Annotated in this window: 15 protein-coding genes, 1 tRNA gene and 2 pseudogenes; 9 read left to right on the top strand and 9 right to left on the bottom strand. The window is 72.4% G+C overall.

Going from position 1 to position 16,393, the window contains the following annotated elements; all coding sequences use genetic code 11:
* Nucleotides 1-1,214, top strand: a 1,214-nt coding sequence (locus AOQ53_RS24720; RefSeq protein WP_059420525.1) for a S1C family serine protease, incomplete at its 5' end; no start/stop codon positions are given.
* Nucleotides 1,215-1,223: 9 nt separating this feature from the next.
* On the opposite strand, the pseudogene AOQ53_RS46530 reads toward AOQ53_RS24720, so the two are convergent.
* A pseudogene (locus AOQ53_RS46530) lies at nucleotides 1,224-1,886 on the bottom strand (IS200/IS605 family accessory protein TnpB-related protein); the annotation flags it as partial.
* 207 nt (nucleotides 1,887-2,093) lie between these two features.
* On the opposite strand from AOQ53_RS46530, the gene AOQ53_RS24715 reads away from it, so the two are divergent.
* The 3 genes from AOQ53_RS24715 (at nucleotide 2,094) to AOQ53_RS24705 (ending at nucleotide 3,743) form a co-directional block, all read left to right on the top strand.
* A tRNA-Ser gene (locus AOQ53_RS24715) sits at nucleotides 2,094-2,180 on the top strand.
* A gap of 92 nt (nucleotides 2,181-2,272) precedes the next feature.
* Nucleotides 2,273-2,893, top strand: coding sequence for a mycothiol-dependent nitroreductase Rv2466c family protein (locus tag AOQ53_RS24710; RefSeq protein WP_059420523.1), 621 nt, complete (start codon nucleotides 2,273-2,275; stop codon nucleotides 2,891-2,893).
* A 97-nt stretch (nucleotides 2,894-2,990) separates the two neighbouring features.
* A complete protein-coding gene (locus AOQ53_RS24705; protein ID WP_059420521.1) occupies nucleotides 2,991-3,743 on the top strand; it encodes a glycosyltransferase family 2 protein in 753 nt (250 codons plus the stop codon).
* 164 nt (nucleotides 3,744-3,907) lie between these two features.
* Here AOQ53_RS24705 and AOQ53_RS24700 read toward each other — a convergent pair whose 3' ends face one another.
* The 3 genes from AOQ53_RS24700 to AOQ53_RS24690 all read right to left on the bottom strand — a co-directional run bounded on the left by AOQ53_RS24700 (nucleotide 3,908) and on the right by AOQ53_RS24690 (nucleotide 5,470).
* Entirely contained in the window at nucleotides 3,908-4,669 is a 762-nt protein-coding gene (locus AOQ53_RS24700) for a PIG-L deacetylase family protein (RefSeq protein WP_059420520.1), read from the bottom strand.
* Nucleotides 4,670-4,678: 9 nt separating this feature from the next.
* On the bottom strand, nucleotides 4,679-4,918 hold the full coding sequence (locus AOQ53_RS24695) for a ferredoxin (RefSeq protein ID WP_078945483.1): 240 nt from the start codon (nucleotides 4,916-4,918) through the stop codon (nucleotides 4,679-4,681).
* Nucleotides 4,919-5,005: 87 nt separating this feature from the next.
* Nucleotides 5,006-5,470: a hypothetical protein gene (locus tag AOQ53_RS24690; protein WP_236711802.1), complete on the bottom strand. Its 465-nt coding sequence runs from the start codon at nucleotides 5,468-5,470 to the stop codon at nucleotides 5,006-5,008.
* A gap of 370 nt (nucleotides 5,471-5,840) precedes the next feature.
* On the opposite strand from AOQ53_RS24690, the gene AOQ53_RS24685 reads away from it, so the two are divergent.
* On the top strand, nucleotides 5,841-9,920 hold the full coding sequence (locus tag AOQ53_RS24685; protein ID WP_059420518.1) for an nSTAND1 domain-containing NTPase: 4,080 nt from the start codon (nucleotides 5,841-5,843) through the stop codon (nucleotides 9,918-9,920).
* 177 nt (nucleotides 9,921-10,097) lie between these two features.
* On the opposite strand, the gene AOQ53_RS24680 is transcribed toward AOQ53_RS24685, so the two are convergent.
* From AOQ53_RS24680 to AOQ53_RS24660, 5 genes are all read right to left on the bottom strand, one after another.
* Nucleotides 10,098-10,685 carry a GNAT family N-acetyltransferase gene (locus AOQ53_RS24680; RefSeq protein WP_059420516.1) on the bottom strand — a complete coding sequence of 196 codons (588 nt, stop codon included), beginning with the start codon at nucleotides 10,683-10,685 and terminating at the stop codon, nucleotides 10,098-10,100.
* 184 nt (nucleotides 10,686-10,869) lie between these two features.
* Nucleotides 10,870-11,106 carry a hypothetical protein gene (locus AOQ53_RS24675; RefSeq protein ID WP_059420515.1) on the bottom strand — a complete coding sequence of 79 codons (237 nt, stop codon included), beginning with the start codon at nucleotides 11,104-11,106 and terminating at the stop codon, nucleotides 10,870-10,872.
* A 109-nt stretch (nucleotides 11,107-11,215) separates the two neighbouring features.
* The gene (locus AOQ53_RS24670; protein WP_059420513.1) at nucleotides 11,216-11,740 is read right to left on the bottom strand and encodes a DinB family protein; all 525 of its coding nucleotides are present in this window, start codon (nucleotides 11,738-11,740) and stop codon (nucleotides 11,216-11,218) included.
* Between the two features lie 9 nt (nucleotides 11,741-11,749).
* On the bottom strand, nucleotides 11,750-12,214 hold the full coding sequence (locus tag AOQ53_RS24665; protein WP_078945482.1) for a hypothetical protein: 465 nt from the start codon (nucleotides 12,212-12,214) through the stop codon (nucleotides 11,750-11,752).
* A 34-nt stretch (nucleotides 12,215-12,248) separates the two neighbouring features.
* Complete coding sequence (locus AOQ53_RS24660; RefSeq protein WP_059420510.1) at nucleotides 12,249-13,115, bottom strand: bifunctional DNA primase/polymerase; 867 nt, start codon at nucleotides 13,113-13,115, stop codon at nucleotides 12,249-12,251.
* 226 nt (nucleotides 13,116-13,341) lie between these two features.
* Here AOQ53_RS24660 and AOQ53_RS41560 point away from each other — a divergent pair.
* From AOQ53_RS41560 to AOQ53_RS24640, 4 genes and pseudogenes are all read left to right on the top strand, one after another.
* Nucleotides 13,342-13,635 (top strand): annotated as a pseudogene (locus AOQ53_RS41560) (hypothetical protein); the annotation flags it as partial.
* A gap of 166 nt (nucleotides 13,636-13,801) precedes the next feature.
* On the top strand, nucleotides 13,802-14,725 hold the full coding sequence (locus AOQ53_RS24650; RefSeq protein WP_059420508.1) for a bifunctional MaoC family dehydratase N-terminal/OB-fold nucleic acid binding domain-containing protein: 924 nt from the start codon (nucleotides 13,802-13,804) through the stop codon (nucleotides 14,723-14,725).
* Nucleotides 14,722-15,105, top strand: coding sequence for a MaoC family dehydratase (locus AOQ53_RS24645; protein ID WP_059420506.1), 384 nt, complete (start codon nucleotides 14,722-14,724; stop codon nucleotides 15,103-15,105). The genes AOQ53_RS24650 and AOQ53_RS24645 overlap by 4 nt, the downstream gene beginning before the upstream one ends.
* Entirely contained in the window at nucleotides 15,102-16,274 is a 1,173-nt protein-coding gene (locus tag AOQ53_RS24640) for a lipid-transfer protein (protein WP_059420505.1), read from the top strand. Before AOQ53_RS24645 ends, AOQ53_RS24640 begins: the two co-directional genes overlap by 4 nt.
* Nucleotides 16,275-16,393 lie beyond the last annotated feature (119 nt).

Raw genomic sequence — 16,393 nt, 5'->3', positions numbered from 1 at the left:
CCTGGCCCCCGCCCCCGCCGCCGGCCTCCCCGTCGTACGGCGACGGCGGTTCCGGTTCCGGCGGCGGCTGGGGTTCCTCGTACCAGCAGCCGGCGCCGAAGTCCGGCCGTGGCCGCGGTGGTCTGGTCGCCGCGATCCTGGTGGCCGCGCTGGCCGCGGGCGGCCTGGGGGGCGGTCTCGGCTACACCCTGGCGAAGAACAACGACGAGAACAGCGGTTCGACGACGGTCTCCGCCTCCACCAGCGGTGGCGACGTCAAGCGCGACCCGGGCACGGTCGCGGGCGTGGCCGCCAAGGCGCTGCCGAGCACGGTCACGATCGAGGCCGAGAGCAACAGCGGCGAGGGCGGCACCGGGACGGGCTTCGTCTTCGACAGGCAGGGCCACATCGTCACCAACAACCACGTCGTGGCAGGCGCGGTGGACGGCGGCAAGCTCACCGCGACGTTCCCGAGCGGCAAGAAGTACGACGCCGAGGTGGTCGGGCACGCGCGGGGCTACGACGTGGCGGTCATCAAGCTCAAGAGCGCCCCGGACGACCTGAAGCCGCTCACCCTCGGCGACTCGGACAAGGTGGCCGTCGGTGACGCGACCATCGCGATCGGCGCCCCCTTCGGCCTGTCCGACACGGTGACGACGGGCATCATCAGCGCCAAGAACCGCCCAGTCGCCTCCAGCGACGGCACCGGCAGCCAGGCGTCGTACATGAGCGCCCTCCAGACCGACGCCTCGATCAACCCGGGCAACTCCGGCGGCCCGCTGCTGGACGCGCAGGGCAACGTCATCGGCATCAACTCCGCGATCCAGTCCACCGGCAACGGCGGCTTCGGCACCGGCCAGTCCGGCTCGATCGGCCTGGGCTTCGCCATCCCGATCAACCAGGCCGAGTACGTCGCCCAGGAGCTGATCAAGACCGGCAAGCCGGTGTACGCGAAGATCGGCGCGTCCGTCTCGCTGGACGACAGCTCGGACGGCGCGCAGATCACCGACCAGGGCGCGACACCGGTCGAGCCGGGCGGCCCGGCCGCCAAGGCCGGCCTCAAGCCCGGCGACGTCATCACCAAGCTCGACGACCGGGTGATCGACTCCGGCCCCACCCTGATCGGCGAGATCTGGACCCACAAGCCCGGCGACAAGGTCACGATCACCTACGAGCGCGGCGGCAAGGAGCACACCGTCGACCTCACCCTGGGCTCCCGCATCGGCGACAACTGACCGCTCCCAGAGACTGAGCGGGAGTGGGTCCTGTTGCCAGGGCTCATGCGCAGCCGCGTGCTCCGAACGGTGTTGAGCACGCTGGTCGCCCTCCCCCAAACTCTCGGCTTCGCTCGAGCAGGGAGGTACCCCCACCGCTCCGCGTCCGGGCGGCACACATCTGGTGCGTGGTCCGGGTAGGCGGGGGCGGGGTTCCTCGCGCCGTCGGGTCTCCGGTCGGGCCTGGGCGGTCCGATGCCCCGCACGATCGCTCTGGTCGTGTGGGGGCGGTGCCGTCCGTCGCCGGATCGGATGTCCGAGAGCGCGCCGTCCGATGGCCACGGCTGCCGCGTCGTGGCGTGTGGGTGTGCGGTTGTTGCTGGTGAGGGGCTGCTGCCAGTGCTGGGCGCCCCACCGGGAGGTGCAGGTGCAGGCCGGGTCCACCGCGACGATCGCGATGCCTCGCGCGGCGGCCATCGCAACCAGGCGGGCTTTCAGTCTGGCAGTGGGGAAGCGGGAGATCAGACGCCGGAAGCGCTTGTTGCGGCCGTGCCGTTCCCTGCTGGTGCCCTCACTGAAGTCGAGGTCCTCGATCCCCATGGCGGCAGCCCCGCAGCGGCGGGTGTGGTGCAGCAGCCGGGTCAGCGCGTGGCGGATCTGGGCGTTCCGGTGCGTGGCGTTGCCGGGCAGGTCGCCCCACCCGCGAAGGTCACGAAACGTTCGGAATGCGAACTCCCGTTCACCGGGCTCCGCTGTCAGCGCGCCTCGTCGCCAGCACCGGCACTCACCCACCCTCACCCATACGCCCTTACGCTCGGCCAAGCGGCAGCAGTACCAACCCCACCCGCCGGCCCCGACCCGTTACCCTTGTCCCCGCGCCGCCGATCACGGTCGGCGCGGGGAGGCGTGCCCGAGCGGCCGAAGGGAACGGTCTTGAAAACCGTCGTGGCAGCGATGTCACCGTGGGTTCAAATCCCACCGCCTCCGCGCAGGTCATAGATGTTGCAAGTCAGAAGGGGTGCCACTCTCCGGAGCGGCACCCCTTCCGCGTTTGTCTATCGAGACCTTGGAGCGATGGGATGACCGAACAGCGCACCGTCGACTTCTGGTTCGACCCCGTCTGCCCGTACACGTGGATCAGCTCTCGATGGATGGTCGAGGTCACCAAAGTGCGGCCCGTGACCGTCCGCTGGCGGGTGATGAGCCTGTCGGTGCTCAACGAGCACCGGGACGACCATCCCGAGGGCGAGTGGGAGGAGTACATGTGGGCGCCGGTGCGCGTGTGTGCGGCGGTGGAGGAGCGGTTCGGTCAGCAGGCGCTCGGTGATCTCTTCACGGCGATGGGCACCCGCTTCCACCTGCACGGTGACTGGGGGAATCTCGCGGCGGCCCTGTCGGATGCCGGGTTGCCGGAGGCGATCGCGGAGGTCGCCGGGGCCACCGCCTACGACGAGGCGATCCGGTCCTCGCACGCTCGGGCCGTCGGCCTGGCGGGCGGCGACATCGGTACGCCGGTGGTGTCTGTCGCCGGGCCTGGCGGCGAACGCGTCGGTTTCTTCGGCCCAGTCGTCTCCCCCGCTCCCACCGGGGAGGCCGCCGGGCAGTTGTGGGACGGCTTTTTGATGATGGCCACTGTTCCGGGCTTCTTCGAGGTCAAGCGCGCTCGGATCGAGGAACCCCGTTTCGGCATGGGCGGCTGACGCGGCACGTCGGGCAGGTGCCGTGGGGGACAGGAGGGCCACGGGGCTAGGATCGCTCCGTAATCCGGACATCTGTGCAGGTCGCGAGGGGTTTCGAGTGCGCATCGTCGTCGTCACCGCGGTGCACGGCCCGTCGGCCCGTTTTCTGCCGGATGCCTACGCGTCCCTGTGCGAGCAGGGGCTGCCGGAGGGCTGGGAGTGGCACTGGGTGATCCAGGAGGACGGGGAGGGCGCGGACGTACGGCCGTACGTGCCCGACGACGAGCGGGTGACGTTCCGGCAGGGCCGGGCCGGGGGGCCCGGTGTGGCCCGGACCGTCGCGCTGGCGCATGCCGAGGGTGCGTATGTGAAGGTCCTGGACGCCGACGACCAGTTGCCGCCGGGCACGCTCGCGCGGGATCTGGCGGCGCTGGAGGCCGACCGCAGTCTCGGGTGGGCGACGTCGCGGGTGCTGGACCTCATGCCCGACGGCTCGACGGTCGGGTTTCCGGGTGATCCCGACCAGGGGCCGATCGAGCGCGGGGCCGTGTTCGAGCACTGGAAGGCCAACGGCTTCCTCGCACCGGTCCATCCGGCGTCACTGTTTGTACGGCGGGAGCTGCTGCTCGCCCTCGGCGGCTGGATGGCGCTCCCCGCGTCGGAGGACACGGGGCTGCTGCTCGCGCTGAGTGCCGTGAGCCGTGGGTGGTTCTCGGGGGAGGTGGGGCTGCTGTACCGGAAGTGGGAGGGGCAGGTGACCGGGCAGAAGGCCCATGTGGACCGGGCCGAGCGCGCTGCCCGGATGGCGGTCGTGGAGGCCAGGGCCCGGGCGTTGGCGGGCCTTCGGTGGCCGTTTCCGGTGGGGCACTGACCTCGGCCGATCAACGACGGTCTGAACGGGCGGGCCCTCTGCCTTGAGCCGGTCGCGGGTCTGAGCGGGCGCCCCCGATAACCGACGGTCTGAGCGGGCGGGCCCTCTGCCTTGAGCCGGTCGCGGGTCTGAGCGGGCGGGCCCCTGGCTTGCCGGTCACCGGCCTACGGCAGGAGTTCCGTCCCCGCCCGTGCCGTCGCGACGAGTTCGTGGCGGATGTACCACTCGGTGCCGAGCAACCGTTCCCGCTCGGGCGCCGGCAGTGCGGCGATCAGGCCCGGGGCGGCTCCCCGTTCCACCTCTGTGCGGTGCGCCAGCACGGCGGTGATCTTCCGGTCCAGCCAGGGGGTCACGTCGACGGTCGTCGTGACCCGGTCGTCCGGGACCGTGCGCATCGCCTTGCCCGTGGGGGCCAGGTGTCCGCCCCACGCCCGGACGGCGGAGTGCGGGTGCGTGGACAGGTACAGGGCGCTCGGCTGCCAGGGTTCACCGGCGTCCGGGTAGAGGCGTTCGAGGCCGGCGGCGTGGACCGCCGACAGGGTCACGCGGTGGGTGTGCACATGGTCCTCGTGACCGGTCAGGCCGCCGTAGGCGTCGTGGGTGACGACGATCTCCGGGCGGAAGTCCCGGATCCGCGCGACCAGGCCGCCCACCGTCTCGTCGAGCGGGGCGTCGCACAGGCGTGGTCTGCCCGGCGCCGACCGTGGGACGCGGGAGTCGGCGTAGCCCAGCAGACGCGGCTTGCCGGCGCCGAGAACGTGGAGCGCTTCGGCCAGTTCCGCGGCGCGCGGTGTGTCCGCCGCCCAGGTGGCCGTGACGACCGCCGTGCGGGCGCCCGCCGCCGCGTGCCGGGCGAGGGTCCCGCCCGCCATCAGGGACTCGTCGTCGGGGTGGGCGAAGACCGCGAGCAGGCTCGGTACCGGCACCGGCCCTCGCTACGGGCGGTCCGGTGCCGAGGCCGCGTCCGCCGCGTCCGTGATGCTGATGGCCTGGCTGGGGCACTTCTCCGCCGTCTCCAGGATCTCCGGGGCGTCGCCCGTGTGTTCGTGGCCCGGGCGGACGGCACCGAACCCGTCGACGAACTCGAAGACCGCCGGGGCCCTGTGGACGCACTCGGCGGAGCCGTAGCAGAGCTCGCGGTCGACAGAGACCTTCTGCCCCTTCATCCCCTTCATCCCCCTCGTTCCCCCACCGGCCGATGCCGGAAGCCGGCGGGACCCGAGGTGTTGACTGCCCAGCGCGAGGCCGGCTGAACCGGCCGGCTAGCGCGCTCCGGCCGTCGCGAGCCAGTGGGCGACCCGGCGTACGGCGGCCTCGTCGAGACGTTCGACGAGTGCCTGGACGGTCGCGTCGTCCTCGGGGGAGAGGTCGTAGAGGCCCGCCTTGCTCAGACCGGACATCAGGACCTGGTGGCGGCGGCCGGTCATGCGTTCCGCCAGCGGGGCCGGTTCGGTGGCAGCTGCCTCCGGGATCGGCTGGGGCGACGCCGCCTGCTTCAGGGGCGTGTCGAAGCGGCGCCACTCGCCGTCCTTCGGCCCCCACAGGGCGAAGGACGCCTCGTCTCCACGCGCCCGCAGCGTCTGTGTCATCTCGCCGAGGGCGTGCAGCACGGGCGAGCGGTGGGGTGACTCCGCGGCCGTCCGCCAGGCCTGCGCGGCCGGCTGGTAGAACATCGCCACCCAGCGCGGGGTGCCCTGCGGTCGTGGGCTCTCGGGACGTGTCTCCACTGTGCTCACCCCTGTACGTCGCTCCGGAAGCGGTACGGCAGGCCGGGCCTTGGCAACGGCAGGCAGACCATAGCTGACGGACCGTCAGTTATCCAGGGTCGGCCAGAGTTGTAGAGCGCCGTTCGGTGGGGAGGATCACCACGTTGTCCGGCACCGGTCCCTCCCCTCGTGGGGACCGGTACCGAACGGTGGGGTCACGGTCGTCCGACTCCGTCTGGAGGTTGACCGGATGAGTGCGCTGCTGCGTCCAGATCCTGCCAGTTTCGGCCACCGACGAGGAGTCTCCGGTTCCGGGTTGGCGGTATTACCGCAGGTCAGACGTATAGAGTGAGTTTTCCGGTCCGGACGTCCAGGCGCGGGGAGTTAAGGAGTGGAGACCTTGGGTTCCGACTCCGGGGCACGCACAGCCTTCGCGGAGCGCCTCGCACTGCTGTACAAGGAAGCCGGGAACCCTCCACTCAAACGTGTGTCCGAAGCGGTCGTCCGGCTCCAGCGGGTCGACGAACGCGGGCGTCCCGTCCGGGTGTCCGCGCAGCGCATCAGCGACTGGCGCCGGGCCCGGAACGTACCCGCTCAGTTCACCGCTCTCGCGGCGGTGCTGCACGTGCTGATCCCCGAGGCGCGGCGCGCGCGGCCCACGCCGGTGTCCCCGGGCCTGTACGACCTCGGTCAGTGGCAGCGGCTGTGGGAAGCCGCGGTGGCCGACCCGGCGGGCGAGCGCGGCGCGGCGGAGCAGGAGCGGTCTGCCGCCGAGGCCTCGCCCGCGCCCGGCGGGGTGTGCCCGTACCGGGGCCTGGCCTCGTACCGCAGGGAGGACGCCCGGTGGTTCTTCGGCCGGGAGCGGAGCACGGACGCGCTCGTCGCACAGCTCCGGGCCGTGGCGGGGACGGGCGGCCTGGTCATGCTCGTGGGTGCGTCGGGGGCGGGGAAGTCCTCGCTGCTGAGCGCCGGGCTGGTGCCCGCACTGCGGGACGGCGCGCTGGGTGAGGACCTCGACGGCGGCGACCGTGGTGACAGAGACAGCAGCGGTGACGGCGGTGAGGGCGGCCGGGCCACGGAGGTCGTGCAGCTCGTCCCCGGCGGTGATCCGCTGGCGGAGCTGACCCGGTGCATCCCCGACCTGGGGCCGGTCGTCTCGGCCATGGTCACGGCCGGCGGACCCGACGCGGAGGACCACGTCGCCCCCACCAGGACGGTCCCACACGTCCCGAGGGGCCCTGACGTCCGCGCCGCCGTCGCGGCCTGGGCGCGGCGCGAGGCGCCGGCCGGTGCGCGGCCGGTCGTCATCGTGGACCAGTTCGAGGAGACGTTCACCCTCTGCCCCGACGAGGCGGAGCGGCGTGCCTTCGTCGAGGTCCTGCACGCGGCCTGTTCGCCGAGCGGTGACGGCGACCCGGCCCCGGCGGTCGTGGTGCTGGGCATACGGGCCGACTTCTACGAGCGGTGCCTCAGGTATCCCGAACTGGCCGACGCGCTCCAGCACCGGCACATGGTGCTCGGACCCCTGACCACCGCGGAGCTGCGCGAGGCGGTGACGGGCCCGGCCAAGGCCGTCGGCCTGGAGCTGGAGCCGGGCCTGGCGGAGCTGATCGTCCGGGAGGTGAGCGCCGACGGCCCGCGCGGGGCGCACGACGCGGGAGTGCTGCCGCTCCTCTCGCACGCCCTGTTCGCCACCTGGCAGCGCAGGAAGGCGGGCCGGCTGACGCTCGCCGGGTACCGTGCGGCCGGCGGCATCCAGGGCGCGGTCGCGGCGACCGCCGAACGGGCCTGGTCCGGTCTCGACCCGGCGGCGCGCACGGCGGCCCGGCTGCTCCTGCTCCGCCTGGTCCGGCTGGGCGAGGACACCCAGGCCACGCGCAGGCGGGGCACCCGGCGCCAGTTGGCGGACGAGTCGACCGACCCCGGCAAGACCGAGGAGTCGCTGGAGACGCTGGTCCGCGCCCGGTTGGTGACGCTCGACGCGGAGACCGTGGAGATCACCCACGAGGCACTGCTGCACGCCTGGCCGCGGCTGCGCGACTGGATCGACGACGACCGGCAGGGCAACCTGCTGCGCCAGCGCCTGGAGGAGGACGGCCGGGCCTGGGAGGAGTCGGACCGCGACACCTCACTGCTCTACCGGGGATCCCGTCTGGAACAGGCCCACGGGTGGGCGAAATCCGCCGGGGACACGTTCCTGACCCGGAGCGCGGTGGAGTTCCTGGCCGCCTCGGTCCGGCTGCGCAGGCGCATCATCTGGATCAGCCGGGGCGCGGTGGCGGCCCTGGTCGTGCTGGCAGTGCTGGCCGCCGGAGCGGCCGTCGTCGCCTGGAAGCAGCGGGACGAAGCCGTATTCCAGCAGGTGCTCGCCCAAGCCGATCGCGTCCGGGACACGGACCCCTCGCTGTCCGCGCAGCTCGACCTGGTGGCGCACCGGCTGCGGCCGGACGACAAGGGCCCGAACAGCCGCCTGATCTCCATCGTGAACGCCCCGCTGGCCACACCGCTGGCCGGCCACACCGGCGCCGTCTACCTCACGACGTTCAGCCCGGACGGACGGACCCTGGCCACCGCCAGCTATGACCGGACCGTACGGCTGTGGAACGTGGCCGACCCGAAGCGTCCGAAGCCCCTGGGCAAGCCTCTCACCGGCCACACCAGCTGGGTGAGCAGCGCGGTCTTCAGCCCGGACGGCCGCACCCTGGCCAGCGCCGCCGACGACGGGACGATCCGGCTGTGGGACGTCACGGACCCCGGCCGCCCGCAGCCGCTCGCCCGGCCGCTGACCGGCCATGACGGCACGATCTACCTGATCGCCTTCAGCCCGGGCGGGCGCACGCTGGCCTCCGTCGGCGACGATCACACCGTACGGCTGTGGGACGTGGCCGACCCGAAGCGTCCGAAGCCCCTGGGCAAGCCTCTGACCGGGCACAAGGCCGCCGTGCGCTCGGTGGCGTTCAGCCCGGACGGCCGGACACTGGCCGCCGGTGGTGACGACGGCACCGTCAGGCTGTGGGACGTGACGCGACCGCGGCGTCCGGAGCCGGTCGGGGAGCCGCTGACCGGCCACAGCGACACGGTGCACTCCGTGGCCTTCAGCCCGGACGGCCGCACCCTCGCCAGCGGCAGCGCGGACGACACCGTCCGGCTCTGGAACATGGCCGACCGGCGTCGCCCGGCACCCATAGGAGCGCCGCTCACCGGCCACACGGGGGCGGTGTGGTCCGTGGCCTTCAGCCCTGACGGGAACATGCTCGCCGCCGCCAGCGCGGACAGCACGGCGAGCTTGTGGAAGGTCGGTGATCCGGCGTATCCGTCGCAGGTCGGCGGGCCCCTGGCGGGTAGCAGCGGTGAGATGTACGCGCTCGGCTTCAGCCCCGACGGGCGCACCCTCGCCACCGGGACGGGCGACAACAAGGTCCGCCTGTGGTCGCTGCCGACGGCGGACATGATCGGCCGGACCGGAGCGTTCCGGCCGGATGGGCGGGTGCTCGCGACGGCGGCGCTCGACGGACGGGTCCGGCTGTGGGACGTGCGGAAGCCCGGCAGGCCCGTGCCGATGGGTGAACCGTTTCTGCCGACAGGCGGCGCACGTTCCCTGGAGTACTCCACGGACGGCCGCACCCTCGCGGTGGTGACGGGAGACCGGGCCGTGCAGCTGTGGAACGTCGGGGATCCGGACGGCCCCGTCCCCCACGGGCCGCCCATCCCCCTGCCCATCCGGTTCGCCGACCCGCTGGCCTTCAGCCCGGACGGACGCCTCCTGGCGACCGCCTACGACGACCGCACCATCCAGCTGTGGGACATCGGCGACCCGTCCCGCCCCCGTCGGCTCGGTGCGCCCCTCACCGGTCACAAGGGGTACGTCAACTCCCTCGTCTTCAGCCCGGACGGCCGTACGCTCGCCAGCGGCAGCGCCGACGGCACCATCCGGCTGTGGAACGCGACGGACCCCGGACGTGCCGTCCTGCGCGGCGCACCTCTCAGGGGTCACCTCGGAGCCGTCAACGTCCTCGCCTACAGCCCCGACGGGCACACGCTGGCCAGCGGCGGCGACGACAACTCGGTCCGGCTCTGGGACATCGAGGACCCCTCCAAGGCTTCGGAGGAGAGGAGCCTCACGGGCCACACGGAGGCGGTCGTGTCACTGACCTTCAGCCGGAGCGGCCGCACCCTGGCCAGCGGCGGCAACGACAGCACCGTCCGGCTCTGGAACGTCTCCGAGCCCTCCAGGGCCGGCGCGATCGGCCAGTCGATGAGCCCCAACGCCAAGAGCGGCACCTTCCTGGCGTTCAGCCCGAACAGCCACATGCTCGGGGTGTCGAGCGGCACCGACACCATCCGGCTCTGGAATCTGGACGTCGACGAGGCCGCACGCCGCGTGTGCACGATGACCCGGGGCGTGCTGACGCCGGAGACCTGGCGCGAGTACCTGCCCCGGCTGTCCTACGACCCGCCGTGCGAGCCCTGACGGTGCCCGATCGCACAACAGGCCGCGCAATTACGGCAGTTGAGTGATACGAGTCACAACTCCGGCTTTGCTGACGAACAGTCGGTTCCGATGGGCAAGCGCTTGTTACCCTTGGCCATAGCCCGACCGCTGGTGCATCCCCCGTCGCCAGCGGTCGGGCCTTTGTGTGCGTGGCTTCTATGGGTGCGCGTGGCCGCGCAGGTCGAGCCGCATCAGGACCCGGGGGTGGCCGGCCAGCACCGAGGTGGTGTCCGCCGCGTACGTGAAGCCGGCGCGTTCGAAGTTCTTCCGCAGGCCGGCGTAGGCCATCGTCAGGTCGACCTTGGCGTCGCCGTTGTCGAGGGGATACGCCTCGATCGCCGGTGCGCCGTGGGCCCGGGCGAACTCCACCGCGCCGGCGATCAGGGCGTGCGAGATGCCCAGCTTCCGGTGACCGGGGCGCACCCGGACGCACCACAGCGACCAGACGGGCAGGTCGTCGACGTGCGGGATCTTGCGGTTGCGGGCGAAGGAGGTGTCCGCGCGCGGGGCGACGGCGGCCCAGCCGACCGGTTCGTCGCCGTCGTAGGCGAGCACGCCGGGCGCGGGGTCCTCGCGGCACAGCCCGGCGACGTACTCGCCTCGGGCCGGGCCGCGCAGTTCGTTGTTGAGCTTGGAGGGGATCCGGTAGCTCAGGCACCAGCAGACGTTCGCACCGGGCGACTTGGGCCCCAGCACGGCACGGACGTCCTCGAAGTCCGAGGCCGGGCGAACGTCGATGCTCATGCCTCCACGATGGCACGAGCCGCTCGGCCGCGCCGCCCGGCTAGACGAAAACCCGCTAGTGTCCCGCGCCGGAAGTTCCTAGGTAGTTTCCGCTGAGCTGCGGACGGTCAACGCCCTTGGTCGGCGGCGAGAATCCGACCGCCGAGACGAGACAGATCTACCGACGGATTTCTGGCGCGACACACTAGGCCCTCGGAGCCGGTGACACGGCCTGGCTGAACGCGTTGTAGAACGGCTGCGCCATCCCGGCGAGCGCCGAGGCGCCCTGCGTGAACGGCGTGATCGGATCGATCGCCTCCGACCGGCCGTCGCCACCGCCGCCACCACCGCCGGGTTCGGCGGCCAGGGCGGAGGTACCGCCCTGAAGGACGACGAGCGCGACGAGCAGATCAGCGGCACGGGAGAGCGGACGAGATCGCATGCCCGCTTCAACGACCGCTTTGTCCCTGGTCACAGGCCTGCCATTAGTGTTTTGGACGTAAGCCCGACCGCTGCCTGGACGGTGCGCGGGAAGGGCATCGCGGCCCTGCTCAGGCCGACGCCGCGCGCAGCAGTCGCAGTTGGCCGATCTCGGTCACGTTCTTCATCAGTTCCGCGTTCACCCAGGCCGCCATGTGCGCGACGGTGTACTGGGGGTCCTTCGGCCAGGGGAACGCTGCCGTGGCGTCCAGGTCGGTGTCGGTGAGGCCGTCCAGGACGGTCAGCCACTCGGTGCGCAGGCCGCGCAGCCACTCGATGGCCGGTGTGCCCTCGCCGGGCCACACGACGTCCGCGCGGTCGCGGGGCGGGCGGCCCTGGGCGTGGTCGAGGGCCACACTCCACCACCAGCCGATGTGCCAGCTCACCCAGGCGATGGTGGGGACGGGCACGGGGTCGGGCTCGGTCTCCGCCCAGTCCGGTACCCAACTGCCGTCGGGGCCCCTGCGCATCGTCCAGCAGAGCGGCGCGGGCTCCCAGAGGAAGTCCTCCGGTTCCAGCCGCTCCAGGTGGTACTCGAACAACGACCAGGTCAACTCAAGCTGCCAGCGCAGCAGTTCAGTGCGGGAAACACTCATCGGACGACCCTACGCAAGAGCCCGGCCGTCCCGGGCCAGTCCCGCCCAGTCGAGGTCGCGCAGCCCGGGCTCCGCGTCGCAGCCCGACGGCAGGCGAGGCGTGGTCTGGAACCAGACAACGGTGAGACGGGAGCGGTACGCGACCGGGTCGCAGGCCGGATCGAGAGCCGTGGAGTGGAACGTGCCGACGCAGGCCACGGGGGGCAGGACCTCGACGGGCCCGAGGCCGCCCGCGTACTGGTCGGGGTATGCGCGCGGCGGCGGGACCAGGTGCACCGGCGTACCGGGCCTGGCCCGCGCGGCGGCGCACAGCAGCCCTCGGATCCGCAGGTCGTTCACCGGCTTGCAGGGATAGCCCTCCAGCAGGTCGCCGTACGTCGACGTGAACCGCAGCTCGGCGAGGTCCACCGAGCGGCCGGAGGCCAGGACGAGGCGGGCGAGCGCCAGGGCCGGCGATGTGACGTGCTGTTGCATGGAGGTCTTTCGGTGCTCATGGACGGGGTGCCGCTCACGGCCGGTGCCCCGTCATCCGTGCCGCCGACGCGATCGTCGCCCGGGCCTCACTCTCGGACAGGCCGGTACCCCGCGCGGCCTCGACCAGGGCGTTCACGAGCACGGGGCCGATGCCGTCCTCGTAGGCCCGGCAGGCCGCCCAGAACAGCCGGGTGTTGCGCTGGCCCTCGTGCGCGGCGAGGACGAACTGCACCAGGCCCTGCCCGTGTCCGCCGGTCGCCGGGGGCGTGGGGTGGTGGGCGCGGGGCGGCGGGAGGAGCAGGCGCAGGAGGGAGCGCGGGCAGGGGGCGGGGGCCAGGTGCGCGGTTCCCGGGGCCGCGGCGTACACGCCCTGGCCGGTGCGGGAGCCGGGGCCGACGAGGTAGCCGCCGGCGCCCCGGATGTCGATGCCGGGCGCGAGCCGGCCCGCCGAGTTGGGGACGACCACGTCGGGCGGGCCGCTCAGCCAGAGGTGGCGACCGCCGGACGGGGTCACGACGACCACCGTCGGCGGGATGGTGAACAGGTGTCGCAGCGCCAGTTCGCGCAGGGCGGCCGAGGAGTCCGTGCCGGTCTTCACGTCCAGGTCGATGCCGATCAGATGGTGCGGGGGCAGGCCGCAGGCGATGCCGTATCCGGTCGCCCGGGGCGCCGCGGCGAACAGCTCGCGGATGCGGGCCGGGTCGCTGGAGGCGTCGTAGACCCCGTGGCCGAGCCGGCCGCACTCGCCGTGGCAGGGGGAGGGGGCGGGGTCGTCGCGGTGCGGGGAACGCAGCGCCGGGAGCTTGGTGCGGGACAGGGGGATGACGGCCAGTCCGCGTTCGGCGGCTGACAGGGCGTGTGCGAGGGCCAGCGTCGTGGCCTGCCGGTCGGTGGTGGCCATGCTCCTAGTTTCGTACGTACGTTCGAAAAAGGAAAGAGGGAGCGAGTGTGACGCGCCGGGGCGGGGGGGCCGGAGGGGAAAGGTGCTGGAACGCTCCGTCCCTTGCGGCACTTGGGTTCGAGCACCCCCTTCTGCTCCTGTTCGGAACGGAAGGGGCGCAAAGGGGCTTATCGGCATGTCATCACGCTTGAGTGCGAACAGGGGCTTCGGGTGTGGTGCGCCGGGGATCCGGTGGGCACCTCCGGACTCGCGACGCCGCGTACCGCACCGGGGCGGTCGGCCGACTTCCCTGGTGGCAGCAGCGCTTCATGCAGGGTCGGCCATGGACGTCCTTGGTTCCGAAGTCCTCGGCAGCGGCGTCGGCGGTGACAACTTCGGCAACGCGGCCACCACCCGTCAGCAAGCCGTCGGTGAGGGTGCCTCCAGCCGGAGCAGCACCGCCCAGGTCAGCGGCTCGGCGTTCACGGCCGTCAACCAGGGCTACGCCAGCACCGCTGTCAGCTTCGCCCCGCTGTGGTGGTGGGCTGAGCGGTCCGATCCGCCGGCATCGGTCCGCGTCCTGTGTGGGTGTGTGCTTCGTGGGGTGACAAGCGCCTTCGCGGCGGCACTTCGGTACCGCCGCGAAGGCGTTTTCGGCGGCTGCGGGGCCTTGACGGAACCGCGCATCTGACGGACAGTCAGGAACCGTGAATGGTGAGCCGGAGGTCCACGAGGAGTTCGAGGCGCGCCTGAAGGCCTACGAGGGCCGCCCGGCCGCCGCCACCGGGGCCGGCCGGGACCCCGTCAACGAGCCGATGATCAGGCACTGGTGCGAGGCCATGGGCGACACCAACCCCGCGTACACGGGCCCGGACGCCATCGCTCCCCCCACCATGCTCCAGGCGTGGACCATGGCCGGTCTCTCCCGCCGCCCGGAGCGCACGGCGGCGTACGACGAACTCCTCGGCCTGCTCGACGAGTCGGGCCACGACGCGGTCGTCGCCACCGACTGCGAGCAGGAGTACCTCCGCCCCCTGCGCCCCGGGGACGAGATCACCTTCGACTCGGTGATCGAGTCGGTGTCGGAACGCAAGACCACGAAACTGGGAGCGGGCTACTTCGTCACCACCCGCACGGACATCAGAGCGGGCGGCGAACTCGCCGGCACCCACCGCTTCCGCATCCTCAAATACGCCCCCGCACGCCGGCCGAAAGCCCTGAACGCCCCGAAGGAGCGCCGCCCCCGCCCCGTCGTCGACCGCGACAACGCCGGCTTCTGGGAGGGCGTGGCGCGTCACGAGCTGCTGATCCAGCGCTGCACCGGCTGCGGCACCCTGCGTTTCCCCTGGCTGCCGGGCTGCAACAGCTGCGGCTCCGCGGAGTGGGACACCGTCGAGGCGAGCGGCGAGGGCACGGTCTATTCGTACGTCGTCATGCACCACCCGCCCTTCCCGGCCTTCGAGCCCCCGTACGCGGTCGGGCTGATCGAGCTCGCCGAGGGCGTGCGGATCATCAGCAACGTGGTGGAAGTGCCGTACGACAAGGTGCGCGTCGGCATGCCCGTACGGCTCTGCTTCCGGCGGTACGACGACGAACTGGTGCTGCCCGTCTTCCAGGGGGTGACGCGATGAACACCGGGGACCGTCTCCCGCCTCTGGAGATCCCGATCACCCGCACCCTGATCGTCGCCGGGGCGATCGCCTCCCGGGACTACCAGGACGTGCACCACGACCCGGAGTCGGCCCAGCAGAAGGGCTCCCCCGACATCTTCATGAACATCCTGACGACCAACGGCCTGGTCGGGCGGTACATCACCGACCACTTCGGACCCCGGGCCGAGCTGCGCCGGGTGGCGATCCGGCTCGGCGCGCCCAACCACCCCGGGGACACGATGGTGCTGACGGGCACGGTCGAGGAGGTCGACGGGGACCTGGTGACGGTCCGGGTCGTCGGCGCGAACGGCATCGGCAAGCACGTCACGGGCACGGTGACGGTGAGGATTTGGGGATGAGCCTCAGAGGGCGGGACGGTCTCGGCGGGCGCGCCGCCATCGCCGGCATCGGAGCGACCGAGTTCTCCAAGGACTCGGGCCGCAGCGAACTGCGCCTGGCCGTCGAGGCGGTGCGCGCGGCCCTCGCGGACGCGGGGCTGAGGCCGGCGGACGTGGACGGGATGGTCACGTTCACCATGGACACCAGCCCCGAGATCACCGTCGCCCAGGCGGCGGGCATCGGCGAGCTCTCCTTCTTCTCCCGGATCCACTACGGCGGCGGCGCGGCGTGCGCCACCGTCCAGCAGGCGGCCCTGGCCATCGCCGCGGGAGTGGCGGACGTGGTCGTCTGCTACCGGGCGTTCAACGAGCGCTCGGGCCGCCGCTTCGGCTCCGGGGTGCGGCACCGGGAGCCGTCGGCAGAGGGCGCGGCGCTCGGCTGGACGCTGCCGTTCGGCCTGCTCACCCCGGCCTCGTGGGTGGCGATGGCGGCCCGGCGCTACCTCCACACCTACGGGCTGACCCCGGAGGCCTTCGGGCACGTGGCCGTCGTCGACCGCACGTACGCGGCGGCCAACCCGGCGGCGTACTTCCACGGCCGGCCCATCACCCTGGCCGACCACGCCGCGTCCCGCTGGATCGCCGAGCCGCTGCGGCTGCTGGACTGCTGCCAGGAGACGGACGGCGGACAGGCGCTCGTCGTCACCTCCGTGGAACGGGCCCGCGACCTGCCCCACCCGCCCGCCGTGATCGCGGCGGCCGCCCAGGGCGCGGGGCGGGCGCAGGAGCAGATGACCAGCTTCTACCGTGACGACCTCACCGGCCTGCCCGAGACGGCGGTGGTGGCCCGGCAGCTGTGGCGGACCTCGGGGCTCGCGCCCGCCGACATCGACGTGGGCATCCTCTACGACCACTTCACGCCGTTCGTGCTGATGCAGCTGGAGGAGTTCGGCTTCTGCGCCCCCGGCGAGGCACCGGACTTCGTGGCCGAGGAGCGCCTGCCGCTCAACACGCACGGCGGGCAGCTGGGGGAGGCGTACCTGCACGGCATGAACGGGGTGGCGGAGGCCGTCCGGCAGATCAGGGGGACGGCGGTGAACCGGATACCGGGTGCGGAGCGGGTCCTGGTGACGGCGGGGACGGGCGTGCCTACGTCGGGGCTCGTACTGACCGCCGACCCTCAGGGGTGAACCCGCAGTACCCCGGGTCCGCCGCTCCACCTACAGGAGGTGCGGCGGACCCCACCCCTACAACCTGAGGGGGACCCCGCTTAGGGACCTGCGGCCGATCCGCCCGAGGTGGCTGCGCT

It is taken from the genome of Streptomyces azureus (genome assembly GCF_001270025.1).
In the GTDB taxonomy this organism is placed as follows: Bacteria; Actinomycetota; Actinomycetes; order Streptomycetales; family Streptomycetaceae; genus Streptomyces; species Streptomyces azureus.
The sequence above is the reverse complement of the archived record's forward strand: the minus strand, read 5'-3'. Positions and strand labels throughout refer to the sequence as shown.

Bases quoted from the DNA above. Each gene is read 5' to 3' on its own strand.
- AOQ53_RS24710 (WP_059420523.1), top strand. From the start codon at position 2,273: ATGACCGAACAGCGCACCGTCGACTTCTGGTTCGACCCCGTCTGCCCG.
- AOQ53_RS24695 (WP_078945483.1), bottom strand. From the start codon at position 4,918: ATGAAGGGGATGAAGGGGCAGAAGGTCTCTGTCGACCGCGAGCTCTGC.
- AOQ53_RS24680 (WP_059420516.1), bottom strand. From the start codon at position 10,685: ATGAGCATCGACGTTCGCCCGGCCTCGGACTTCGAGGACGTCCGTGCC.
- AOQ53_RS24675 (WP_059420515.1), bottom strand. From the start codon at position 11,106: ATGCGATCTCGTCCGCTCTCCCGTGCCGCTGATCTGCTCGTCGCGCTC.
- AOQ53_RS24670 (WP_059420513.1), bottom strand. From the start codon at position 11,740: ATGAGTGTTTCCCGCACTGAACTGCTGCGCTGGCAGCTTGAGTTGACC.
- AOQ53_RS24665 (WP_078945482.1), bottom strand. From the start codon at position 12,214: ATGCAACAGCACGTCACATCGCCGGCCCTGGCGCTCGCCCGCCTCGTC.
- AOQ53_RS24660 (WP_059420510.1), bottom strand. From the start codon at position 13,115: ATGGCCACCACCGACCGGCAGGCCACGACGCTGGCCCTCGCACACGCC.
- AOQ53_RS24645 (WP_059420506.1), top strand. From the start codon at position 14,722: ATGAACACCGGGGACCGTCTCCCGCCTCTGGAGATCCCGATCACCCGC.
- AOQ53_RS24640 (WP_059420505.1), top strand. From the start codon at position 15,102: ATGAGCCTCAGAGGGCGGGACGGTCTCGGCGGGCGCGCCGCCATCGCC.